The organism is Mycobacterium sp. 1165196.3, from assembly GCF_001673415.1.
GTDB classification, from domain to species: Bacteria; Actinomycetota; Actinomycetes; order Mycobacteriales; family Mycobacteriaceae; genus Mycobacterium; species Mycobacterium europaeum_A.
The window spans coordinates 68,564-92,955 of the sequence record NZ_LZLU01000138.1; the positions used below are offsets into that span (position 1 = coordinate 68,564).

Below are 24,392 nucleotides of genomic sequence, written 5' to 3' on the forward strand. Positions count from 1 at the left end.
TCACCTTAGCCGGGCGACGATGCGCGCCACGGAGTGGCGCGAGGAGACCCGCACCTTCCCGCAGACCAGCAACGGCAGCAGCGCATCGCGCAAGGCCGACAACCGCGCGCTCTCGGCGCGCCCGGCGTGACACAGCGCACCCAGATCGCTGATCGTCCGCAACGCCGCCGGGCTCAGCAGGCGCACGTCGGGGACCGACACGTCCAGCAGGTCGCCGGGCCGGATCCGCTGATGGCTGCCCGAGGTCCCCGCGGCCCGCCGCTGCAGCCGCAGTGAGACGTCCGGCTGCCGCAGCGCCGACCACAGCGCCGAGGAATCGCAGCCCTGTGGGCGCAGCACGACGAACTCGGTGCTGGCCACCGCCATGTGCGACGGCAGGCTCGGCACGTTCCAGATCCGCGGGATCCTCGGGTTCAGCTTGGCGAACAACACACACGGCTCCGTCAGGAGCAGCTTGGCGCTGCGCACCGCCGCGGCGTCGACCAGGCGGGGTCTCGCGCCGTCGTCGAACGCCGGAAGGCTGAAGTGGGCGAGGCGCTCGTCGAATTCGCTGACGTGGCAGATCACCGTCGACCGGCTCGCCGAACTGGACAGCCGCACCCGACCCGGCGCCGCTTCGGCGAGGGCGATCATCAGGCGTTCGGCCGCCCCGGTCACCCGGTCGTTGGCGGCGATCTTGTCGTCGAGGGCGCCCAGCACCTCCGCGATCCGACGCCGTTCGCCCGCGGCGACCGTCGGCACCGACACGTCGTTCAGGATCCTCTGGTTGAGCAGGGCCTGCCCCGACCCGGATCGGTGGTCGGCCAGCCGGCAGGTGTGCAGGGCGTAGTACCAATACCGGGTCTCTCGGGGGTCCTTGGCGCGGCACACCAGCGCGTTCTCGGTGACCCAGACATCGGAGTCGCAGTAGCGCAGGCTGCCGCAGTACGACCCGACGCGGCCCAGCACGATCACGGGCCCGCTGGCGTTGTGCTCGGCGGCGTAACCGATCGCGCCGTTGGCCCCATAGATGGGGACCCCTCCGCCGGACGCCCGCCGGGGCGCGCTGCTTCCGCTGCGAAAATCGAGGTGATCGCCCAGGACGGTGTTCACCGCAGCCGCTCCACCTGACGGCGCACCGCTTGGTCCGCGCGCGCCGATTCGTCCAGCGCGGCCAGCAGCTCGCCGGTCAATCGCGCGATCTTGTCGGCGGCCGGCTCGCCGTCATCCGGCACGGCCGGCGCATCCACATAGCGCCCGGGGGTCAGCAGGTAGCCCGCCGCCCTGATGTCGTCCACCGGCACGGACCGACAGAATCCCGGAACATCCTCATACGCAAGGCCTTTGGCGAGGGCCGACGCCGCGCCGGACCACCCGTGGTAGGCATCGGCGATCCGGACGATCTCGTCGCGGGTCAGTGCGCGCTCGGCGCGATCCACCAGCTGGCCCATGCCCCGCGCGTCGACGAACAGCACCTGCCCGGATCGGTGCGCCTTGTCCATGGCGAAGAACCACAGGCACACCGGTATCGCGGTGCTGCGGAACAGTTGCGCGGGCAATGCGACCACACACGACACCAAATCCGCCTCGACGATGCGGGCCCGAATGTCGCCCTCCCCCATGGCGTTCGACGACATCGAACCGTTGGCCATCACCACACCGGCCGTGCCGCCGGGCGCCAGCTTGGACAGGATGTGTTGGATCCAGGCGTAATTCGCGTTGGTGGCGGGCGGAACGCCGAAGCGCCAGCGCGGGTCCTCCTCGTCGCGGGCCCAATCCTTGATGTTGAACGGCGGATTGGCCATCACGTAGTCCATCTGCACGCCGGCGTGCAGGTCGGTGACGAACGTGTCGGCGCACCGGGCGCCCAGATCTGAGCCGTCGATGCCGTGCACGGCGAGGTTCAGTTTCGCCATCCGCCAGGTCTGCTCGACGCTTTCCTGGCCGTAGACGGTGACGTTCGCGGGGTCACCGTCGCGTTCGGCGACGAAGTGCTCGGTCTGCACGAACATCCCGCCCGAGCCGCAGCACGGGTCATACACCCGCCCGCCGGTCGGTTCGAGCACCTCGACGAGCAGCCGCACGACGCTGGGCGGGGTGAAGAATTCGCCGCCCCGCCGCCCTTCCGCGCGCGCGAAATTGCCCAGGAAGTACTCGTAGACCTCGCCCATCAGGTCGCCGGCCCGGCTGTCGCGGTCACCGATCCGGGCGCCGTCGAGCACGGTCACCAGCTCACCGAGGCGACGCCGGTCGAGGTTGCCGTACAGCCGGGGCAGCATCCCGGCCAGCGCCGGTGTCGCCGTCATCACGGCGTCCATCGCCTCATCGGCCAGCCGGCCGATGCCTTCGGAGGTTACGTTGTCCGCCAACACTTTCCAGTGTGAGGCGGAGGCATGCTTCAGGAACACCAGCCCCAGGATCACGTCCTTGTACTGGCCGGCCGACAGGGAGCCGCGCAGCTTCTCGGCCGCCTTCCACAGTGTGGCGTTGAGTTCCCTGGACGTCGACGCCGCCATCAGCCGGCCCGCTTGGCCGCCGCGCGCAGCTCACCGGACAGATCACCGTTCCCGGCGACACTGAACCCGCCCAGGCCCAGCCAGGCCGCCATGGACTGCAGTTCACCGGCCAGCGCCGCGGCGACGCGATCCCTGGGCGCATCCGGTTCCCCGAACGCGCCGAGGACCCGCAGTGTGCCGGCGGCGCGGTCGGCCTTGAGGTCGACGCGCGCCACCAGTCGCCCGTCCATGAGCAGCGGCCACACGTAATAGCCGTACTGCCGCTTGGCGGCCGGCGTGTAAATCTCTATGCGGTAATGGAATTCGAACAGGCGCTCGACGCGCGGACGGAAGAAGATCAGCGGGTCGAACGGACACAGCAGCGCGGTGCCGCGGTCGGTGCGGGGCACCGCGCGGCCCGCCCGCAGATAGGCCGGCGCCGACCAGCCGTCGACGTCGACGGGCTCGAGGTCACCGGTGGCCACCAGCGCGGCGATCGCCGGCTTGACCTGGGCGGCCGACAGCCGGAAGTAGTCGCGGATATCGGCCTCGGTGCCCACGCCCAGCGCGGTGGCGGCCCGCAGCGTGAGCTCGCGGATCGCCTCGTCGTCGTCGACCTCGCGGGCCAGCACGCGGGCCGGCAACACCCGCTCCACCAGGTCGTAGTGGCGGGCGAAGCCCACGCGCGTGGCGGTGGTGAGCACCCCGGCGGAGAACAGGGCCTCGGCCACCCATTTGGTGTCGCTGCGGTTGCCCCACCAGCTTCCTTTGGGCCCACGCGGTCCGGCCTCGAGGTGGGCCTCGATCTGTCCGGCGGTGCTCGGTCCGAGCTCGGCGACGGCGGCGACGATCTTATCGGCGAGTTGCGGGTTGGCCTTGACGATGTGGGTGCCCCAGCGGCCGTGGGAATACTGGCGCATCCGCCAGCGCAACAGCGGCCAGTCCTCGACGGCCATCAGCGCGGCCTCGTGGACCCAGTATTCGGCCAGCAGCCGTGCGGACCGCGGACCCCAGGCGGCGCGGTCGAGCACGTCGCGGTCGTAGGGGCCGAGCCGGCTGAACACCGGGGCGTAATGCGCCCGCACCGCTACCGAGACCGAATCCAGTTGCAGCACTTGGATTCTGGAGATCAGCCGCTTCAGGTGTGCCCGGGTGATCTCACCGCCGGGCCGGGGCTCGGTAAAACCTTGGGCTGCAACGGCTATCCGGCGGGCTTGGTCGGCCGATAGCCTGCGGGTTGGCACGGCGCAGAGAATACCTCTTGGGTGCGACAACCCCGGCAGGCCACGCCAGCGCGACTCAGCCCGCGCGGACCTTGCGGTCCAGCGGTTTCAGCACGGCCTCGTCGCCCGAGTCGTTTTGTTCGGCGTAGGCCGCCTCGAGGGCCTTCGGCACCTCGTCGAGGTCGTGGTAGACGCCCATCAGCTGCTCGAGGATCTTGATGCGCCGCGCCGTCGCCTCGTCCACCGCGCGCTGCGCCTTCTCCCGGTAATGGTCGGCGCCCTTCTTCGCGTCGCCGAGCAGCTGCTCGCACTCGCGTTCGGCCTCCTGGCGCGCCTTCTTGATCGCCGATTCGGTCTCGGCGCGCATCTCGGCCAGTTCCGCGTCGAGCCGCTCCTTGGTCTCCGCGTACTCGGCTTCCAGGGCTTTTTGCTGCGCGGCCATGTCGGCCAGCACCTCGTCGCGCTTTCGTTCCGCGGCTTCGGCCTCGGCCTCGGCCGCCGCGATCACCGCATCCGCTTCGGCGCGCGCCTCGGCCTGCATCTCGGCCACCTCGTCGACCGCGCGGCTCAGCATTTTCGCCATCCGCTGCTGCACCGCGTGGGGCGAGGGCGAGGTATCCGTGAGCACGGCCACCTCTTTGCGCAGCGCGGCCGTCTGATCGGCGGATTCCTGCAGCCGGGCCCGGAGGCTCTCGACGTCGTCAAGCAGCAGTTGCTGCTTGGTGGTCAACATCTCGATGTGGGCATCAACCGCGGCGGTGTCGTAGCCCATGAATTTTCGAGAGAACGTCTTCACGGGTTCGGTTATCACTGCCAATTCCCCCTTCTCTCTTCGAACGCCTGGTTGACCCTGTGCGACCGACCCCCGCGTCCGAGTATGTCAGGTCAGCCCGGGTGCGCGGCGGGCCGCCGGTAGCTGTGGAAGCGATACCGCAGCCCCGAGCGGCTGGCCTGCCACTCCCCCGTCTCACCGACCCAGGTGTCGTCCAGCGTCGGCGCCAGGGCGTCGTCGTCGTCGCGGCGCAAATCGATTTCGATCTCGGTGACCTCGCAGCGGGTGGCGTGCGGCAGCGCCAGCAAATAGATCTGCTCGCCGCCGATGACCCAGGTCCGCGGCTCGCCCTCGGCTTGGGCCAGCGCCGCCTCCAGGGATCCGACCACCTGCGCCCCGTCGGCGACGAAGCCGGTGTCGCGGGATAGCACGACGTTGCGGCGCCCGGGCAGGGGGCGCACCCTCGCCGGTAACGACTCCCACGTCCGCCGGCCCATGATCACCGGGTGACCCATCGTCACCTCTTTGAACCGCAACAGATCTTCCGGCACGTTCCAGGGGATGTCACCACCGCGCCCGATCACGCCGGAGCTCGACTGAGCCCACACCAGGCCCACCTCGGTCATGCGGCGGTCATACGGCGACGGGGGCTTTGATCGCCGGGTGCGGGTCGTAGTTCTGCACGACGACGTCCTCGTAGACGTAGTCGAAGATCGAGTCCCGTTGCGCCAGAACGAGTTCCGGGTAGGGCCGGGGATCGCGGCTCAGCTGCAGGCGCACCTGTTCGACATGGTTGTCGTAGATGTGGCAGTCCCCACCCGTCCACACGAACTCGCCGACGGCCAGGCCGGCCTGGGCGGCCATCATGTGCGTCAGCAGCGCGTAGCTGGCGATGTTGAACGGCACGCCCAAGAACAGGTCGGCGCTGCGCTGGTAGAGCTGGCAGCTCAGCCGCCCGTCGGCCACGTAGAACTGGAAGAACGCGTGACACGGCGGCAGCGCCATCTGCGGGATCTGGCCGACGTTCCACGCCGACACGATGATGCGCCGCGAGTCGGGGTCGGTGCGCAGCAGCTCCAGGGCGGCGCTGATCTGGTCGATGTGCTCGCCCGAAGGCGTCGGCCAGGATCGCCACTGCACGCCGTAGATCGGCCCGAGATCGCCTGTGTCGCTTGCCCATTCGTCCCAGATGGTGACCCCGTGCTGGTGCAGCCAGCCGACGTTGGAGTCGCCGCGCAAAAACCACAGCAGCTCGTAGATCACCGATTTCAGGTGCACCTTTTTGGTGGTGAGCAGCGGGAAGCCGGCCGAGAGGTCATAGCGCAGCTGCTGACCGAACAGGCTGCGGGTCCCGGTGCCGGTGCGGTCGGATTTGGCCGTTCCCTGCTCGAGCACCCGGCGAAGCAGGTCCTCGTAGGGAGTCGGGATCGGCACGCCGTCAGAATACGTCTAGGCCCGCGGAGTAAAACGGGTGCCATGCCGAACATCATCGACGTCGTCACCACACCCGATGGCACCTGCACGGTGCACCTGTTCACCCCCGACGGCCCCGAATCGCAAGTCCCCTGGCCCGGGGTGGTCATGTATCCCGACGCCGGCGGCGTGCGTGACACCTTCGAGCAGATGGCCGCCAAGCTGGCCGGGTTCGGTTACGCCGTGCTGCTGCCGGATGTCTACTATCGCACCCCGGACTGGGCGCCGTTCGACATGGCGACGGTCTTCACCGACAAGAAGGAACGCGGGCGCCTGTTCTCGATGATCGGCAGCGTCACCCCGGACCGGATGGCCGCCGACGCGACCGCGTTCTTCGACTACCTGGCGGCCCGCCCCGAGGTGCTCGGCGAGCGGTTCGGGGTGTGCGGCTACTGCATGGGCGGCCGGACGTCGCTCATGGTGGCCGGCCGGGTGCCCGACCGGGTGGCCGCCGCGGCGTCCTTCCACGGCGGCGGCCTGGTGACCGACACCGAGGACAGCCCACACCTGCTCGCCGACCGGATGACCGCCACGGTGTACGTGGGCGGCGCCCAGAACGACGCGTCGTTCACCGCCGATCACGCCGAGCAACTCGACAAGGCGCTGACGGCGGCCGGCGTCGAGCACACGATCGAGTGGTATTCGGCCGGCCACGGATTCGCGGTCCCGGACAACGGGCCCTATGACGCCGCCGCAGCCGAGCGGCATTGGGACGCGATGACGCAGGTGTTCGCCTCGGCGCTACCGCGTTAGCGCCGCCCGCAGCACGGTCGCGGCCACGGCCGCCCCGTCCGTGCGGATCGTCGCCGCCACGGAGCGCGCCCGCTCGCGGGTCCGCTCGGTCAGCACCGCCTTGAGCGCGGCCGACAGCGACTCGGTGGTCGGGGCCGGACCGTCGTGGGCGGCGCCGATGGCCAGGTCGCGCACCCGGCCCGCCCAGTAGGGCTGATCGGCCCCCTGCGGCACCACCACCTGCGGCGCGCCGGCCCGGGCGGCCGTCGTGGTGGTTCCCGCCCCGCCGTGGTGTACAACGGCGGCGACCCGGGTGAACAGCGCCTGGTGGTTGACGTCGCCGACGCCCAGGCAATCGGCCCCGTCGTCGATCGGGGTCAGCTCCGCCCAGCCGCGGGACACCAGGACGCGGTGGCCCTGCGCGCGGATCGCGTCGATGGCGACCCCGGCGACGTCGTGGGAGGCGCGCATGGGCATGCTGCCGAAGCCCACATAGACCGGCGGCGTTCCCGCGTCCAGGAATGCCACCAGTTCGGCCGGCAGGGGCCGTTCGTCGGGCAGCAGCCACGCGCCGGTCTGGACCACGTCGAGGTCGCTGGGCTGGCGCCAGGGGTCCAGGATCGGGTCCGTCGCCAGCCAGGGCGATTCGGTCAGCGCGTAGTCGCGCAGGTTGTCCAGCGGCGCCAGCCCGATGGCGGTCCGGTGAGCGTTGAGCGTCGCGCCGAACAGCTCCTGCATGTGCCGGCCATCCAGTTGCCACAGCACCCGGTTGTCGACCATGCCCGGGGGGAAGGGCCCGTTCGCGTAGGCGGGCGGCGGGTGGTGCGGCGACGGCAGGATGGTGGGCTGGTAGGTGACATAGACGTAGTGGATGCCCAGCCGTTCGGCCACCGAGCGGGCGGCGGCCGCAGCCGGCGGGAAACCGGCCACCACCAGCGCGTCGCACCCTTCGGCCGCGGCGGCCACGGTGTCGAACTGCACGGCGATCAGCGCATCCAGGTGCCGGCGGAGGTCCTCCTCCGACGGCAGCGCCCCGGTCTTCATCGCCCGCAGCGATTCGCCGAAGGGCAGCAGCGGCACGTCCACCCGGGCCAGCAGCTCGACGAATTCCGCGTCCGGCGGCGCGCTCACCCCCGCGTCCACGCCGAGCGTCCGCAGCTGCAGCGCGAGCGCGGCAAGCGGCTCGACGCCTCCGCGCGAGTCGTACGCCGACAGCAACACCCGCATCGCACCGCTCCCACTTCCACCCGGGTGGTCGCAAAACTCTATCCTCGGCGCGCCGTCCGGCCGCGCAACGAGGGGCCGTTTGCCGTCATTGGCGGGCCCGCAGGTAAGAATCACCGCGAGCCCAGGCACGGCGCGCGCCCGCGCCGCGGGTGGCAACGTCAGAACGCCGGCAGGTCCACCAATTCGGCCAGGCGGGCGCGGTGACGGTATGCGGTGCCGAATGCCAACTGGTCGCTCTTGGCGCGCTTGAGGTACAGGTGTGCGGGATATTCCCAGGTCATGCCGATCCCGCCGTGCAGCTGGATGCACTCCTCGGCGGCATGCACGGCGACGTCGCTGCAGTAGGCCTGGGCGATGGCCGCCGCGGCGTCCGCGTCCTCGCCGTCCCGGACGCAGGTGTCGGCGGCGTAGCGGGCCACTGCCGTCGCCGCGCCGATTTCGAACCACAGGTCCGCCAACCGGTGCTTGATCGCCTGGTAGGAGCCGATCGTGCGGCCGAACTGCCGGCGTTGCCGGCCGTATTCCAGCGTGGTCTCGAAGCACCACTGGGCGACCCCGAGTTGCTCGGACGCCAGCAGCGCAGCCCCGGTCCGGATGGCTTCGATGACGGGCTCGTCGCCCGCGCCGGCGCGCGACGACGGTGTCTCCGAAAAGGACACGGCGGCAAGGGGTCTGGTCATATCCAGCGCGAGCAGCGGGGAAACCCGCAGCCCCGCCGCGCCGCGGGCGACGGTGTGCAGCTCGAGCCCGGCGGGCGCGGCGACCGGGACCACCAGCACGTCGGCGGCGTCGGCGCCGGTCACGCCGGTAACCGATCCGCTCAGGCCGCCCGAGTCGCCGCTGACCAGCGGGACCGGGTCGCCCGGCGCGCTCGACAGCGGCACCACCAGCGCCGCCGTCAGCTCGCCCTGCGCCAGCGCCGACACCGTCTCGGTGTCACCGGCCCGCAGCAGCGCGATGGTGGCGAGCACCGCGCTGGACAAAAACGGCACCGGCGCGACGGCCCGGCCGATCTCCTCCATGACCACCGCGGCCTCGCGGGCGCTCGCGCCGGCGCCGCCCAGCGACTCCGGAACCAGCAGGCCGGCAACGCCCAGCTCGGTGGCCAGCGTGCGCCACACGCCCGAAAAGTTTTGCGGTTCGGCGTTATACAGGCTTGCCACGCCTTCGGGTGGACACCGCTCGGCGAACAGCTGGCGCACGCCGGCCCGCAACGCCTCCTCGGTGTCGGAGTACAGCAGGTCGGTGGTGTGCGCGCTCATCGGGGCAGGTCCTTCCAGGCGACGTCCTTGTCGACGCGGTGTTCGCCCGGCAGGCCCAGGATCCGCTCGGAGATGGTGTTGCGCAGGACTTCTGAGGTGCCGCCCTCGATCGAGTTGCCGCGCGCCCGCAGGTAGCGGTATCCGGGCCCGCGGCCGGTCAGGTCGACCGTCTCGGGCCTGCGCATGGTCCAGTCGTCGTAGTAGAGGCCGGATTCGCCGTGCAGCTCGATCTCGAAGCCCGAAATCGCTTGCGCCAGCTTGGCGAACGCCACCTTCATGCCGGCGCCCTCCGGGCCCGGCTGACCGGTGGCGGCCTGCTGCCGCAGCCGCTCGCCGGCGAGCCGAAGGACCTCCGCCTCCACCCACAACCGCATCAGTTGATCGTGCATGGCGGGGTTGCGCAGCGCCGGCTCGTCGCGCCACGCGGCGGTGACCTTGCCGATGTGGCCGCCCTCCCGCGGCGCCCCGGCACGGGAACCGATCGCCACCCGCTCGTTGTTCAGGGTGGTGGTCGCGACCCGCCAGCCGCCGCCCTCCGGGCCCAGCCGATTCGCGTCGGGCACCCGGACGTCGGTGAGGAACACCTCGTTGAACTCGGCCTCGCCGGTGATCTGGCGCAACGGCCGGATCTCGACGCCGGGCTGCGTCATGTCGCAGAGAAAGTAGGTCAGGCCGGCGTGTTTGGGCACGGCCGGATCGGTGCGGGCCACCAGGATCGCCATCTGCGCGTGTTGCGCCTGCGACGTCCACACCTTCTGGCCGTTGACAATCCAGTCTTGAGGGTTATCCGCGTCCCGCACCGCGCGGGTCGACACCCCGGCAAGGTCGGATCCCGCGCCCGGCTCGCTGAACAGTTGGCAGTAGATCTGCTCGCCGGTGAACAAGGGGCGCAGAAACTTTCGTTTCTGGTCGTCGGTGCCGAACGCGGCGATGGTCGGCGCGGCCATGCCCATCCCGATGTAGTTCTTCGGCGTGCCGCCCACCGGCGCACCGGCGGCGGCCAGCCGGGCATCGACGCGCTCCTGGGCGGTGCGCGGCAGATCCAACCCGCCGAAGCCGCGCGGCAGGTGCACCCAGGCCAGCCCCGCATCGTATTGTGCGCCAAGGAAATCCCGCGGGTCGCTGGTCGCCGGATCGTGCTCGTCGAGCAGTGCCTGAACCCGTGCGTCCAGGTCGGTCGTATCGACGGCGGTCATTGACCGCCGCCCGGCGCGGACTGGAAGCCCTGCGCGGCGCCGAGCAGCAGGCCGCCGTCGATCACCATGGTCTCGCCGGTGATCCAGCTGGCCGCGTCGGACACCAGGAAGGCGACCGCCCCGGCCACGTCGACGGGTTCACCGATGCGCCCCAGCGCGATCGACGAGGCCAGCGGGTCCTCGTGGTCCTTCCACAGCGCCTCGGCGAGCCGGGTGCGCACCACCCCGGGCGCGATGGCGTTGACCCTGACGCGCGGCGAAAGTTCCAGCGCCAGTTGCTTGGTCACATGGATCAGCGCGGCTTTGGTGGCGTTGTACATGCCCATCGCCGGCGATTGATGCAGACCGCCGATGGAGGCGGTGTTGACGATCGCCCCGCCGTGCTCGCCCATCCACGCCTTGACCACGAGCGAAGTCCACAACAGCGGGGCCCACAGGTTGACGTCGAAGATCTTGGTGAAACGGGCGTGATCCTGGTCGATCAGCGGACCGTAGGCCGGGTTGGTTCCGGCGTTGTTGACCAGGATGTCGACGCTGCCGAAGCGCTCCAGCGTGAGCTCCACGCAGCGCCGCGCGGCGTCCTCGTCGACCGCGTGCGCGCCGACGCCGAGGGCCTGCTGGCCCACCTGGGCGGCGGCCTCCTCGGCGGCCTCCTGCTTGCGCGCGGTGAGTACCACATTGGCCCCCGCGGCCGCCAGCTGCAGGGCGATCGAAAGCCCGATTCCACGCGACGCGCCGGTGATGATCGCGGTGCGGCCGGTCAGATCTTGCGAGGTCATGTGGTCAGGCCTTCCGTCGCGGTGACGCCGCCGTGCGGCAGCGGGAACTTCGTGCTGTCGAATTTTATTCGCGATGTTTTGGACACGTGTTGAGGTGGTATGCCAGCCGCATGTTATCGAAATTGACACTCATGAAACCGCTGGTTGTTGCCGGGGCTGTTGCTGCGGCTATCGCCGCCGCCCCCGTGGCCGCGGCTGACGTGTACGTCACCGGATTAGCCGCCAACTCCCCCGCCCCGACCCACGTCACCTTCAAGGACGACCCGGGCGGCGGCGGCTGCGACGCCAACGGAAACTGCGGCTCGGGCGGCCAGTTCAACGGTCCGGGCGGCGGACCTGGTGGCCAGGGCTGCGTCCCGGGCGTCGGCTGCGGCTCCGGCGGGCAGAACGCGGGACCCGGTGGCATTCCGGGCGGGCAGGGATGTCTGCCCGGCGTCGGCTGCGGCTCCGGCCACGCCTGATCGCTCTACCCCTCAGCCTCCCGAGAGCCTGGTGATCCAGGCCCGGGAGGCTGCTGGGTCTATGACGTCGTCCAACTCGAACGTGGTGGCCGCCCGCAGCGCCTTGCCGTGCTCGTAGGCCGCGGCCACCAGGCGGTCGAACAGGTGTTGGCGCTCGGCCGGATCGTCGACCGCCGCCAACTCCTTGCTGAATCCCAGGCGGACGGCGCCTTCCAGACCCATGCCGCCGATCTCGCCGGTCGGCCAGGCGATGGTGAACTGCGGCGCCCGGAATGAACCCCCGGCCATCGCCATCGCGCCGAGTCCATAAGCCTTGCGCAGGATGATCATTCCCAGCGGTACCGTCAGCCGCGCACCCAGGACGAACATCCGGCCGAAGCGGCGGACGGCCGCGTCCTTCTCCGCGTCGGGCCCCACCATGAAGCCCGGTGTGTCGCACAGCGAGATCACCGGCAACCCGAACGATTCGCACAAGGCCAGGAAGTCGCCGGCCTTGTCGGCCGCCTCGGCGTCGATCGCGCCGCCCAGGTGGTGGGTGCTGTTGGCGATCAGCCCGTACGGCACTCCCTCCACGCGAACCAGGGCGGTGACAATCCCCACGCCGTAATCTGCCCGCAGCTCGAGCACCGAGCCAATGTCGACGATCGACTCGATCGCCCGGTGCACATCGTACGCGCGTAACCGGTTCTGCGGCACCACATGCCGGGCCAGCCGCGGATCCGGCGCCGACCAGTCGCTGTGCGCGCCCTGGAAGTACGAGAGGTATTGCTTGGCCAGCGCGACCGCATGGGCTTCGTCGCGGGCCACCAAGCTGACCACGCCGTTGCGGCGCTGCACGCCGATCGGCCCGATCGCCTCCGGCGGATACACGCCCAGTCCGCCGCCCTCAATCATCGCCGGACCGCCCATCCCGATGTTGGCGTCCGGCGTCGCGATGATCACGTCGCACACCCCCGCCAGCGCCGCGTTGCCGGCGAAGCAACGGCCCGAGACGATCGACACCAGCGGCACCTCGCCGCTCAACGCCGCGAGCATCCGGAAGGTCGGCACGTCCAGGCCGGCGGCGCCGCCGACGTCGGTGTCGCCCGGCCGGCCGCCGCCGCCCTCGGCGAATAGCACGACGGGCAAGCGCTTTCGCGCGGCGAGATCGAACACGCGGTCGGTTTTGGCGTGGTTGCGCATGCCCTGCGTGCCGGCCAGCACCGTGTAGTCGTAGGACACCACGACGGCCTGCGCCGCGTCCCGCCCGAACCGGTCCGCGCCGATGGTGGCCAGCCCGGCGACCAGGCCGTCGGCCGGGGTGTTGACGATCAAGTCGGATTCCGAGCGCCGGCTGCGCTGAGCCGCGATCGCCAGCGCACCGTATTCGACGAAGCTGTCGGGATCGACCAGATCGGCGATGTTCTCCCGGGCGGTGCGGCGTCCCCGCTGGTGCCGTTTGGCGACGGCGGCCTCGCGGCCCTCGTCGAGGGTCAAGGCATGCCGGCGCACGACCTCGTCGAGATCGGCTCGCGGGCGATCGAGATCCGTTGTTGCCGAGACGGATTCGCCGTCACCAGCGGCCGCGGTGCGGGTGAAGACCAACAGCGGATCTCCGGTCCCGACCACCTGGCCGGGTGTCACCAGGATCCGGACGGTCCGCAGCGCGTCCGGCGCGACGAGCACGTGCTGCATCTTCATCGCTTCCAGGACAACCAACTGGCTGCCCGCCGCGTATTCGGCGTCCTCGGACGCTACCTCGATGACGGTGCCGGCCAACTGGGCGCGCAGCGCATCCTCGCCGGGATACAGTTCGATCGTCGCCGCCCGGGGTTCTTGCTGGCGTGACAGCGCGGCCTGGGCCAGCTCGGGAAGCTTCTCATCGAGGAAACCGGTGCTCACCCAACCGGATTCGATCCGGTCGTCGGTCAGCAGCTCGCGCAGGAAGGCGACATTCGTGTGAACGCCCTCGATGCTGAATTCGGCCAGGGCGGTGCGGGCCTTGCGCACCGCGGCCCGCCATGATGACCCGTGCCCGGCGGATGACGCGTGCACAAAGACGATGAGTTTGGCCAACAGCGAGTCGTACTGCGGGCTTATCGCCAATCCCGCCCGGCCATAGGTGTCGACGCGCACGCCGGGACCACTGGGCGGGGAGAACACGGTGAGGGTGCCCGCCGAGGGCGCGACGGAGAAGTCGGGCCCGAACGTCTCCATGTTCACCCTGAGCTGGATGGCGATGCCGCGGCGGGCGGCCGGCTCGCCGATGACTTCCAGTCCGTCGGAGGCGATTCCGGAGGGCAACCCCAGCTGGTAGAACGACGCACCCCCGGCGATGGCGAGTTGCAGGGCGACCAGGTCGAGCCCGGTGGTTTCCTCGGTGACGGTGTGCTCGACCTGGATTCGCGGGTTGACCTCCAGAAAGACGAAGTCGTCGCCGGTGACCAGGAATTCGACGGTGGCCAGCCCGCGCAGCGCCACGCGGGCGCACAACCGCACCGCCGCCCGGTGCAGGGCGCGGCGCAGGTCATCCGAAAGGCCTTGGGCGGGGGCGATTTCGACCAGCTTCTGGTAGCGCCGCTGGATGCTGCAGTCGCGGTCGCCGACCGCGTGTGCGTGCGTCTGGTGTCCGGCCGGTGCGGCGACCACCTGCACCTCGATGTGGCGGGCGTCGGCGAGCAGCGCCTCGGCGAACAACGCGGAATCACCGAATCCCAGTTGGGCTTCGGCGGCGCAGCGCTGGTAGGCATCGTCGATCTGATCGGCGCTGTGCACCTTGCGCATTCCACGGCCCCCGCCGCCGGCGAGGGCCTTGATCATGATGCCGCCGCCGTGGGCGGCGAAGAACGCCTTGATGTCCTCGACGCCGCTCGGGCCGTCGGTCGCGGGCAGCACCGGCACCCCGGCGGCAATCGCCGCGCCGCGGGCGGCGGTCTTGTTGCCGAGGACTTCGAGCACCCGGGTATCGGGACCGACAAACGTGTAGCCACCGGCCGCGCAGGCGTTGGCGAATTCGGCGTTCTCGCTGAGGAATCCGTAGCCGGGGTGAATCAGTTCCGCGCCGGCGCTCTTCGCCGCCGCCAGCATGGCGGGCTGGTCCAGATAAGCCCGCGGGCCGGTGCCGGGCAGGCCGATCGCCTCGTCGGCGGCGTGCACGTGCGGGCTCTCGGCGTCGTCTTCGGCATACACCGCGATGGTGCGCATGCCCAATTCGGTTGCGGTGCGTATGATTCGCAGTGCGATCTCGCCGCGGTTGGCGACCAGCAGGCTCGCGTTCATCGCAGCGGCTCGCCCCACTGGACCTGTTCGCGGAGCCTGGCCTTGAGCAGCTTGCCGCCTGCGTTGCGGGGCAGCGCGGTGTCCACCACCGTAACGTATTGCGGCACTTTGTAGTCGGCCAGCTGGCCGCGGCAGTGGTCGAGCACCGCCGGCACGTCGATCTCGTCGCCGCCGCCGAACAGCACCGCTCCCACCTTCTCCCCCATGACCTCGTCGGCAACCCCGAGCACGCAGGCGTCCGCGACATGGGGCGCGGCCAGCAGCACGGCCTCCACCTCGACGCTGGAGACGTTCTCGCCGCCGCGGTTGATGATGTCCTTGAGCCGGTCGACGATGTGCACCCGGCCCGCCTCGTCGACGCGCACCACGTCGCCGGTGTGCAGCCAACCGTCCGCGAAGGTGGTGGCGGTGGCCTCGGGCCGGTTCCAGTAGCCGTTGGTCACGTTGGCGCCGCGCGCCACCAGCTCGCCCACGGCGGGGTCGTCGCCGAACGGGATCACCCCGAGGTCCACCGACGGCACCGCGTACCCGACGGAGTCGGCGTGCTCGACGGCCTCGGCGTCGGGCAGCACGGTCATCAGCGACGCCGTCTCCGTCATGCCGTAGCCGTTGAACACCGTGGCGTGGCCGAACGCGTTCTTCACCGACCGCACCAGCGACGGGGCGATCGGCGCGCCACCGTAGCCCACCCACCGCACGCCCGACGTATCCAGCGCGGAAAAATCCTTGTGGCGCAACAACAGCGAGTAGATCGCCGGGACGGTGACCATGACCGAGATGCGCTCGGCGGTCAGCGTGGCGAGCAGCGTGTCCAGGTTGAGCGCGGGCATGATCACCGACGCTCCGCCGAGCCGGGCCGCGGCCAGAAGCTGGGTGTTGCAACCGGTCACGTGAAACAGCGGCACCGAGATCAGCGTGCGCATCGCGTCGCCGAGGTTCCGCGGCTGTTGCAGACAGCGGATCCCGTTCTCGGTGTTGGTCAAGAACGCCTCGTGCGTGGTCGGCACCCCCTTGGGATGGCCGGTGGTCCCCGAGGTGTAGAACAGCGCGGCGGTGTCGGCGCGGCCCAGTCGCTCGGTGACGTACGGCCGACCGTCGGGCAGCGGCGCGTCGGGCGCCAGATCCACCCGCGCCCCGGAGTCGGACAAAACGAACTCGACCTCCGGGCGCGCCGAGCGCGTATTGACCGCCACCGCAACGCCACCGGCCATCGCGGTGCCCCAGAACGCCAGCGCCCAGTCGATGCCGGCGGGGTAACGCAGCGCGACGCGGTCGCCGGGCTGCAGACCGCCGGCGCGCAGCCCGCCGGCGACGCGCGCCGCGCGGTCCCACAGCTGCCGGTACGTCAGGCGGTCGCCGCCCAGCTCGACCAGGGCTTCGGCGTCCGGGCTGGCGTCGACGTGCTCGGCGAGCATGTCGAGCAGGGTGGCCGGGAGCCCCTCGTAGCGCGGTATGCCGTCGGGGCCGCGGGACACCCCGGCCATCGGGAACGGGTTGGGGCCACGTGGAATTTCAATCACTGGAGGCATGCCCGGTCCTTACTATCCTGCTGCCCTATCGTGATAGCGGTGACGATCCAGGATTCCGCCATCATGCCCGAGGCGTTCTTCACTGTAGACGGCGACTCCTATGTTCCGGGGCCGATGACCCAGGGCCCGTGGGGTGCGGCGATGGGCGGCCAGATCGTCGGCGGGCTGTTGGGTTGGGGCATAGAGCAATCCGGCATCGACCCCGACTTCCAGCCCGCCCGGCTGACCGTCGACCTGATACGGCCGGCGCTGCTGCTGCCGGTACAGATCCGGACCTCGGTCCAGCGGGAAGGCCGGCGAATCAGGCTGGTCGACGCCGCCCTCATGCAGCGCGACGCGACCGTCGCGCGCGCCAGCGCGTTGTTCCTGCGCCGCGGTGAGCATCCCGAAGGCCAGGTGTGGTCGTTTCCGGTCGAGATGCCGCCGCTGCCCAGGGCCCACGACGGCTTTCCGACCGACATGCCGTTCCACATCTGGGGATACGGGGCGACGTTGGAGGGCAGCCCCGGTATCGCCGCCGGCGAGTGGGAGCAGTCCCATGCCCAGAAGTTCGCGTGGGCGCGGGTGTTTCGGCCAATGGTGCATGGCCACGCCCTGACGCCGTTCACCCGCCTGGCGTTCGTCGGTGACATCACCAGCTCGCTCACGCATTGGGGCACAGGCGGATTGCGTTACATCAACGCCGACTACACCGTCACCGCCAGCCGGCTGCCCGACGGTGAATTCGTCGGGCTGGCCGCACAGAGCCACTACGGTACGGCCGGGGTCGCCACCGGCACCGCAACGCTGTTCGACCAACACGGCCCGATCGGCACCAGCTCCGCCCTGGCGGTGGCCCAGCCCGCCGGCGCGTTCAAGCCGACCCACGCCTAGTCGATCATCGTTGCTGTGTGCGCCACTCCATTTGCTGGGAGGCGACTCTGCAAACCTCGGACAGCGCCCGGTATTGGGCTATGCTGCTCTGCACGACCCGCCAAATGGATGCTGCACAGTCCCGCAGCGGGACCGTCACTCCGGTGGGTGGACATTTCCCTTGGAGGGGAACCGCCATGCGCATGGGCTCGGACTCGCGATCCCCTTGCGGCGCCATCCGGCGCACGGCGCTCAGCACGGAGCGCCCCGGGCCGTGACGACGCCGGTACTGGATCTCGACGGCCGGGTGGCCGGCCGACGGCAGGAGCTCGGCGAACTCCGGAACGCGGTGGCGACGGCCGAACGGGTCAGCGGAGGGTGCGTCCTGCTCAGCGGGGTCCCCGGGGTGGGCAAGTCGACGCTCATCCAGGCGTTCGGCGTCGAGATCTCCCGCCGCGACTGCGTATTCGCCTACGGAAGGTGCCGCGACGGCGGCCCGGCTCCGTATTCGGCGCTGGCCGACGCGCTGAGCTCGGTCGTGCGCACCATGGAGGCCACCGGCCCGGCCGAGCGTGACCGTTGGCGAGCCGACCTCGTCAGCGAGATGTCGGGGTTTGCGGGTGTCCTCTCGCCACTCGTGCCTGAATTGGCGCCGGTGCTGGGTGAGCCCTCGACCGACACCGATCTCGACGCGGCGGACGCTCGCCGCCGGTTGCACCGCGCAGCCATCCTGCTGGTCTCGACCACGGCGTCCTACCGGCCGGTGGTGCTGGCGATCGACGACCTGCAGTGGGCGGACCGCGACACGTTGCTGCTGTTGTCCGAACTGCTGACGGTGTCGCTGCGCAACGTCCTGGTGGTCGGCGGGCACCGCGCGGGCGAGTTCGACCCGGACGCCGGGGGCATCAAATCGGACAACCTCACCACCATCGAACTGCAACCGCTGGCCACCGAGGACGTCGAGGAGCTGCTGGCCGACGTGTGCGGCCGGAGCGTGGAGCTGGCCGATGTGGCCGCCGAGTTCCACCATCGGACCGGCGGCAATCCGCTGCAGGTCCGTCAGCTGCTCTACCGCGCGCAACGCGAGGGCGCGCTGACCCCGGTCGGCCCCGGCGGCAACCCGAGCTGGGACCTGCGCGTGCTTACCTCGATCGAGGTTTCCGCCACGGCCGCCGAGTTTCTCGGCCGCTACCTCGACCAACTTCGCCCGATCGACCGCGAGGTGTTGGGTTCGCTGTCGTGCTTCGGCGGCGAGTTCGACCTGGACGACGCCACCGCGGCGGCCGCGCAGCCGCCCGAGGTGGTGGCCCAGGCGCTGTGGTCGTGCCTCGAACTCCGTCTGCTGGAGGCCGTGGACAGCGGCGGCCGGCGGATCGCCAACGCGATCAGCCGCGACGCCCGGTACCGCTTCAGCCATGACCGGGTGACCGAGGCGGCGCGGGTGGCCCTGTCCGACGACGAGATCCGCGCGACACACCTGCGGATCGGTCGGTGGCTGGTCGAGCGGGAGGACGACCGGTTGTTCGAGGCCGCGCGCCATCTCGGCATCGGCGGGCGTGGGCTCGCCGACGACGCCGAGCGCGTTTGTTTCGTCGAGGTGTTGCGGCGGGCGGCACAGAAGGCGAGGGCCCAGGCTTCATTCCCGTTGGCGCTCAACTACTGCCGGGACGCACTGACGCTGCTCGGCGGGCAGCGTTGGACCGCACACTTCGATCTGACCCGGCAGCTGCAGCTCGACGCCGCCGACGCCGCGTTGCTGGTGGGTGACGTGCCCGCGCTGAATGCGCTACTCGACGAGGCCGAGGAGATCCTGCGCGACCCGCCGGACCGCGCGCGCATCGCTTACCTGCGGCTCAAAGGGCGCGTCGCGCAGAACCGTCTGCAGGAGGCGCTCGAGATCGGGCTGCAAGCGCTCGCCGAGTTCGGCGAACGGGTGCCGACCGACGCGGGCACGCCGCGCATGGCCAACGCGGTCGTCCGGATGAGGTTGACAATGCGCGGGTGGAGCAATGAACGGCTGCTTCAGCTGCCGCACTGCGATGACCAACGGGTCATCGCACTGCACCGGATTCTTGCCGAGCTATGCAACATGGCGGTCCGGGTCCGGCCCAACCTTCTGCCCTTGCTCGTGCGAAAGCAGCTCGATCTCACGCTGGCCCACGGCCACACGCCGTCTTCGCCGCTGGTCATTGCCGGTTACGGGATCGTCCGGGTGCTGCTCGGTGACCACGCGGGCGGCCAGCGCTTCGGCGAGGTAGCCATGCTGCTCGCCCAGCGGCCGGAATTCCGCGAGGCCCGGCCGCAGACGGTGTTCATGCACCTGGACTACATCCACCATTGGCGCCACCCCCTCCGCGAGGGCTTAGCCGAGCTTCGCGACGCCGTCGAGGAGGCGCTCGACCAAGGCGACCAGGAAAACGCCGGGCTTCTGGTCGCGGTCCTGCTCTCCCAGTCATTCTGGGCCGGTCGTCCCCTCCCTGAGATCGACGCCCTCGCCAGCTCCCTGATCCCACACATCCGTTCCCAGCCGGTTGCCGGCGCGCTTTGCCAGGCCGTGCAGCAGCTTTGCCTCAATCTGATGGGCCGCGGCGCCGATCCCTTCCTCCTCGCCGGCGAGAGCGGCTACGACGAGCGGGAAGTGCTGCCGGCGGCCCGCAGCGAGGGCGACGAGGTAGCCCTGGGTGCGGCCGCGACCATGAAGCAGGGCCTGCACTTCTGGTGTGGCGACTATGAGGGCACAGTCGCCGCGACGCCGGAGGCAATCGAGCACATCGGTGGGATGGCCGGCACTGCGATCTCAGAACTCATCTACCTGGTGGGCGCGCTAAGCATGATTCGACAGGCGCCGCGGGACCGCTCGACGGCCCACTTCGTGCGCCAGACTCTGGCATCGCACCGCAAGTGGGCGGCGAGCGCGCCGGAGAACTACGCGGCGTCGCACGCGCTGCTCCAGGGAGCCTGGGCCCGGGCGCGCGGGCAACACGCCAAGGCGGAGCGCTACTTGCATCAGGCGATTGAACTCGCCGAGGAAAGCCAGCTGCCGATGATCAGCGCTTACGCCCACGAGGAGGCCGCGGCGCTGTATGGCGACACGGGGCGGGCGCGGCTTCGGGACCACATGCTGGGATCGGCGTACCAGCGCTGGCTGACTTTGGGTTTCGCGGTGCGCACCGACTGGCTGGCGCGCGAGCACCCCTGGCTGCTCAGGCGCGACCTCGTCCAGAAAGGCTCGGCGGGGATCGACCCTGTCGGCGCGCATCAGCTACTGCGCGCGCTGTCGGGAGCGCGAACTTCGGATGCCTTGGCCAACATCATTTTGGGCTCGGTCGCCGACACGACTGGTGCGGGCCGCGTCCTGCTCCTCACCGGCGACGCGGAGAACTTGGCCGTCCGGGCCATCCACGATCACGGCGAGATTTCGATCGTGGACGGGCCATGGACCGAGGTGTCTTATGACAGGAACATCGTGCGCCGCGTGCTGGACGGCGGCTCTCCGGCCATCGTCGCGGCCGACCGTCAGGCACGGACCCCGCCCGTCCTCATCGTTCCGATCACCTTGCACGACACAACAATCGGCGTGATTTACGCCGAGCGGGACGCACCGGACGGCAACTTTGTCGCCGAGCACCAGGAGGCGGTCGCCTTCTTGTGCGCCCAGGCCGCCGCGCCGCTGTGGAACTTCCAGCTCGAGGCCCGACTGCGGGCCGCCGACGAGTACCGACAGTCCCTCATGGACGCACAGTCGAGATTCGTGCCCAACGAGCTGCTGCGCATCCTCGACATCGACGACCTTCGCCGCGTCCGCAACGGCTACCGGGTCGAGCGCGAGATGACGGTGCTCATCAGCGACATCCGGGGCTACACCACCATGATCGAGGACATGAACGTCGGTGAGGCGAGCAACCTGGCGATGGGTTTTCTGCGTGCCGTCGAGCTCCCGATCATCGGCTATAACGGCATGATTCAAGACGTCCGCGGGGACGAGATCGTCGCTGTCTTCGAATCCGAGCCCGACGCCGTTCGGGCAGGACTGGCGATGCTGCGCTCCTTGCGCGCGCACAACGAAGAGCGAAAAGCGGCCGGATCCGAAGAACTACGGGCCGGAATCGGCATCAACACCGGGATGGTCGGAGTCGGGCTGGTCGGCGGGGTGAACCGCATGGTGCTCACCATCATCGGCGACGCGGTGAACCTGGCCGCGCGCATCGAGAGCACCAACAAGCGCTACGGCTCCGCCTTGCTCATCTCCGATCACACGTACCAGCGCCTCGGGGCGTCCGAGCGGTTCAACGTCCGCCGCATGGAGCGCGTCATGGTGGTCAACCGACGTCGACCGGTGACGATTTACGAAGTGTACGACGAGGATTCGGCTCCACTTCGCGCCGCGAAACGCGCGGCGCAGCCCGCGTTCGACGAGGCCTTCGCACTGTTCGACGCGGGCGACGTCGACGGGGCGCGCGCCGCCTTCGAACGATGCCGCGCGCTGCTGCCCGACGACCCCGTCGCTCCGCTGCATCTGGCGCACTGCGACGCGATGGCGCGCGGTGAAATGACCCCTGGTCAAGAGGTCGCACTCCTGAACAAGTAGCGCAGTACCCCACTTTCGATACTTTGCTGAAGCGATTGCGTGATGTGTGGTATTTGTCACATGATTTGTACCGACAGCCGGGGGCGGTCAAGGAGCGGCCATGTACCTGAGTGCAGAGCGGTTGGCCCTTGCCAACCAAGCAGTCAAAGAGACGTTCGGGCAGTGCAGCGTTGCCTGGCAGGCCATCCCGCACTGGGACACCGGCGACCCTGGTCAGATCACTGTCCCCGACGGCATCGTGGCAACCCCGAACCTCATAACCGTGACGACCAAGTCCAGAACTTTGGAGCTGACACTTGCGGAGACGATTGCGCCGACACCCGATGCGCTGCTCACCGGAGTGATGAAGACGACGAAGGACCTCGCGAAGGACCTCGACGACGACGTCCTTCCGAACCTTTACACGAATGCCGGCAACTCCATCACGACAGGCTTCACTCCTCAGCCCCTGATGGACGCGCTCATCGATGCCCGCGCGGACGTCGAAACCACAGGATATCGCGCACCGTCCTGCCTGGTGACCAACACCGCAGGGCTGAAGAGGCTCAACCACCTTGCCGGGGGGTACTCGATCCTTCAACAGCTGCTCACCGCGGGGAACATCAACGCCCTGCACCGGACCATACCGCTCAACGCTCCGGATAACGACCCTCGGTTGCTCTTGATCGGCCGTCGGCGGCGGATCCCCCAAGGCGCGGCACCGGAGGCGTCACCCGGTGAGGAGCCGGTGGACGTTGCCGTCAGTCTCCTGCCCAGCCTGGAGGTCGACGGCGAAAACGGCGGGGGGAAAATCCAATTCACCGTGCGGATCCGCTACGCACCAAGGATCACCGATGCCACCGGCCTCGTCGCTGTCCACAACTGACGGCAGTATCACTCCAGTAGCACCGCATGCGCTCGACGATTATCTCGCCCTCTGCAAGGACGCCTGCGACAGCGAGATCGAGCGGCTCTACGGTCCGGGTGAGCGGGGCTCCAACGGCCTCTACGACCTGATCCTCGACTACCCGCTGCGCGGCGGAAAGGCGCTTCGGCCGGCGCTGAGCATCGCGATGTGCCTTGGGCTCGGCGGCCACCTCGAGGCGATCCTCCCGACCGCCGCGACCCTCGAGCTGTACCACAACGCGTTTCTCATCCACGACGACATCGAGGACGAATCCTGGTGGCGGCGAGGCAAGCCCACGCTGCACATCGACCATGGCGTGCCGATCGCCGTCAACGTCGGCGACGCCATGCTCTCGCTGTCGCTACAACCGCTACTGGACAACGTCGAGCGGGTAGGGCTCGGACCCGCCCTGCGCATCCTGCGGGCCGTCGCCAAGATGACCCGGCTGACCGTCGACGGGCAGGCGCTGGAGCTCGAGTGGGTCCGGTCCAACACGTGGCGGCTCCAGGATGCCGACTACCTCAAGATGGTGGAACTCAAGACGAGCTGGTACTCCTTCATCACGCCGCTACACGCCGGCGCGATCGCCGCTGGCGCCGGAGCAGAGCGGTTGCCTCCGTTGGAATCCCTCGGCCGCCACCTGGGAGCGGCCTTCCAGATCACCGACGACCTGCTGAACTTGCGGGCGGACCCGCAGGAGTACGGGAAGGAGATCGGCGGCGACCTCTGGGAGGGCAAGCGGACCCTGATGCTGCTGCACACCTTGCGAAGTGCCGAACCGCAGGACCAGGTTCGGGCGGTGGCGATTCTGGCCAAGCGCCGACCGAGCGCCGACGGCGAGTTGGGGCTGACCAACCTGCTCGATCGCCTCACCGCCCGCGGTGAACTGTCCCAGTCGGGTCGGGCGGAGATCGAGGCCCGGCTGCAGGGGCATCATCCGTCGGAGCCCAAGGCCCTCAAGGACATTCAATGGCTCTATGAATTGATGCACCGCGTGGGCTCGCTCGAGCATGCCCGCGACGTCGCCGCCGGGCATGCCCAGAAGGCTGCCGTGGCGCTCGCGAAGCTCGACTGGTTGCCGCACAGTCGTCATCGAGACATGCTGGCCGACCTGGTGGACTACGTACACGGGCGGACCCGATGAACCCCGAAGCCACGCTCGGCATGCTGGCGGAACTCGAGCGGATCCGCGAGCTCACTCTTGACCTCATCGAACAACAAGCCCCGCAGTTGCAGCCGCCCCCGCCGGACGAAGCCGCCGAGATGCAGCGCAGGGTGTTCGACCTACTCCTGGGGGCGCGCCGAGCGGTCCTCGGCAATCCCGCGGCCGCCCGACGGCTGCACGACCTCCTCGTCGCCGAGGGCCGCCGTTACGCAAGCACACCCCGCGGGGCACGGCTACGCGACGCGTTGGCCGCCTCGGAAGCGGTGGAGAACCTACGGCGCGTCTGGGAGATGGTGAGCCTCAACGTTCTCGGCGGTCCCGCCGCGCCCGATGCCGTTCCCGACGCCTGGGTGGATCTGATGGCAGACGCCGTCGTCGGGCGTGGCCTCGACGATTCGATTCTGAATCGCCTGCGGCCCGAGGGGTTTGCATGACGCTCACCGATCCTCGCGAAGCTCTCGCAGACCAAAGCGATTTCATCGGCTATCTGGTCGGCCTTGCCGGCGTCGCTCGGG

19 protein-coding genes are annotated in these 24,392 nt (G+C 69.6%); 7 read left to right on the forward strand and 12 right to left on the reverse strand.

Features of this window, described 5'->3' with window-relative positions:
* The 6 genes from A5659_RS15005 to A5659_RS15030 all read right to left on the reverse strand — a co-directional run bounded on the left by A5659_RS15005 (position 1) and on the right by A5659_RS15030 (position 5,903).
* Entirely contained in the window at positions 1-1,092 is a 1,092-nt protein-coding gene (locus A5659_RS15005) for a restriction endonuclease subunit S (RefSeq protein WP_067182104.1), read from the reverse strand.
* Entirely contained in the window at positions 1,089-2,495 is a 1,407-nt protein-coding gene (locus tag A5659_RS15010; RefSeq protein ID WP_067182107.1) for a type I restriction-modification system subunit M, read from the reverse strand. Before A5659_RS15010 ends, A5659_RS15005 begins: the two co-directional genes overlap by 4 nt.
* On the reverse strand, positions 2,495-3,718 hold the full coding sequence (locus A5659_RS15015; protein ID WP_066879654.1) for a winged helix-turn-helix domain-containing protein: 1,224 nt from the start codon (positions 3,716-3,718) through the stop codon (positions 2,495-2,497). Before A5659_RS15015 ends, A5659_RS15010 begins: the two co-directional genes overlap by 1 nt.
* A gap of 55 nt (positions 3,719-3,773) precedes the next feature.
* Positions 3,774-4,508: a cell division protein DivIVA gene (locus tag A5659_RS15020; protein ID WP_066860823.1), complete on the reverse strand. Its 735-nt coding sequence runs from the start codon at positions 4,506-4,508 to the stop codon at positions 3,774-3,776.
* Positions 4,509-4,582: 74 nt separating this feature from the next.
* Positions 4,583-5,095, reverse strand: a complete 513-nt coding sequence (locus A5659_RS15025; RefSeq protein ID WP_067182111.1) for a dihydrofolate reductase — start codon at positions 5,093-5,095, stop codon at positions 4,583-4,585.
* A 7-nt stretch (positions 5,096-5,102) separates the two neighbouring features.
* Positions 5,103-5,903, reverse strand: a complete 801-nt coding sequence (locus A5659_RS15030) for a thymidylate synthase (protein WP_066860829.1) — start codon at positions 5,901-5,903, stop codon at positions 5,103-5,105.
* Positions 5,904-5,945: 42 nt separating this feature from the next.
* Here A5659_RS15030 and A5659_RS15035 point away from each other — a divergent pair, with 42 nt between their 5' ends.
* Positions 5,946-6,695 (forward strand): dienelactone hydrolase family protein, encoded by a 750-nt coding sequence (locus A5659_RS15035; RefSeq protein WP_066860832.1) that lies wholly within the window; start codon positions 5,946-5,948, stop codon positions 6,693-6,695.
* On the opposite strand, the gene A5659_RS15040 is transcribed toward A5659_RS15035, so the two are convergent.
* The 4 genes from A5659_RS15040 to A5659_RS15055 form a co-directional block, all read right to left on the reverse strand.
* Positions 6,684-7,901: a glycosyltransferase gene (locus A5659_RS15040; RefSeq protein ID WP_067182114.1), complete on the reverse strand. Its 1,218-nt coding sequence runs from the start codon at positions 7,899-7,901 to the stop codon at positions 6,684-6,686. The two genes, A5659_RS15035 and A5659_RS15040, sit on opposite strands and share 12 nt — an antisense overlap.
* 158 nt (positions 7,902-8,059) lie before the next feature.
* Positions 8,060-9,163, reverse strand: coding sequence for an acyl-CoA dehydrogenase family protein (locus tag A5659_RS15045; RefSeq protein WP_067182118.1), 1,104 nt, complete (start codon positions 9,161-9,163; stop codon positions 8,060-8,062).
* A complete protein-coding gene (locus A5659_RS15050; RefSeq protein WP_067023027.1) occupies positions 9,160-10,359 on the reverse strand; it encodes an acyl-CoA dehydrogenase family protein in 1,200 nt (399 codons plus the stop codon). Before A5659_RS15050 ends, A5659_RS15045 begins: the two co-directional genes overlap by 4 nt.
* The gene (locus A5659_RS15055; protein WP_067182121.1) at positions 10,356-11,138 is read right to left on the reverse strand and encodes an SDR family oxidoreductase; all 783 of its coding nucleotides are present in this window, start codon (positions 11,136-11,138) and stop codon (positions 10,356-10,358) included. Before A5659_RS15055 ends, A5659_RS15050 begins: the two co-directional genes overlap by 4 nt.
* Before the next feature lie 131 nt (positions 11,139-11,269).
* On the opposite strand from A5659_RS15055, the gene A5659_RS15060 reads away from it, so the two are divergent.
* Positions 11,270-11,599, forward strand: a complete 330-nt coding sequence (locus A5659_RS15060; protein ID WP_066860851.1) for a PE-PGRS family protein — start codon at positions 11,270-11,272, stop codon at positions 11,597-11,599.
* 12 nt (positions 11,600-11,611) lie between these two features.
* Here the strand turns inward: A5659_RS15060 and A5659_RS15065 are convergent, their stop codons facing one another.
* Positions 11,612-14,857 carry a carboxyl transferase domain-containing protein gene (locus A5659_RS15065; protein ID WP_067182124.1) on the reverse strand — a complete coding sequence of 1,082 codons (3,246 nt, stop codon included), beginning with the start codon at positions 14,855-14,857 and terminating at the stop codon, positions 11,612-11,614.
* Positions 14,854-16,386, reverse strand: coding sequence for a class I adenylate-forming enzyme family protein (locus A5659_RS15070; RefSeq protein WP_197498019.1), 1,533 nt, complete (start codon positions 16,384-16,386; stop codon positions 14,854-14,856). Before A5659_RS15070 ends, A5659_RS15065 begins: the two co-directional genes overlap by 4 nt.
* A 39-nt stretch (positions 16,387-16,425) precedes the next feature.
* Here A5659_RS15070 and A5659_RS15075 point away from each other — a divergent pair, with 39 nt between their 5' ends.
* From A5659_RS15075 to A5659_RS15095, 5 genes are all read left to right on the forward strand, one after another.
* Positions 16,426-17,259, forward strand: a complete 834-nt coding sequence (locus A5659_RS15075) for a thioesterase family protein (protein ID WP_197498020.1) — start codon at positions 16,426-16,428, stop codon at positions 17,257-17,259.
* A gap of 253 nt (positions 17,260-17,512) precedes the next feature.
* On the forward strand, positions 17,513-21,826 hold the full coding sequence (locus A5659_RS15080) for an AAA family ATPase (RefSeq protein WP_197498021.1): 4,314 nt from the start codon (positions 17,513-17,515) through the stop codon (positions 21,824-21,826).
* Between the two features lie 100 nt (positions 21,827-21,926).
* Complete coding sequence (locus A5659_RS15085; RefSeq protein ID WP_067182135.1) at positions 21,927-22,691, forward strand: hypothetical protein; 765 nt, start codon at positions 21,927-21,929, stop codon at positions 22,689-22,691.
* Positions 22,660-23,856, forward strand: coding sequence for a polyprenyl synthetase family protein (locus tag A5659_RS15090; RefSeq protein WP_066860863.1), 1,197 nt, complete (start codon positions 22,660-22,662; stop codon positions 23,854-23,856). Before A5659_RS15085 ends, A5659_RS15090 begins: the two co-directional genes overlap by 32 nt.
* Entirely contained in the window at positions 23,853-24,311 is a 459-nt protein-coding gene (locus A5659_RS15095) for a hypothetical protein (RefSeq protein WP_066860866.1), read from the forward strand. Before A5659_RS15090 ends, A5659_RS15095 begins: the two co-directional genes overlap by 4 nt.
* Positions 24,312-24,392: the final 81 nt, after the last annotated feature.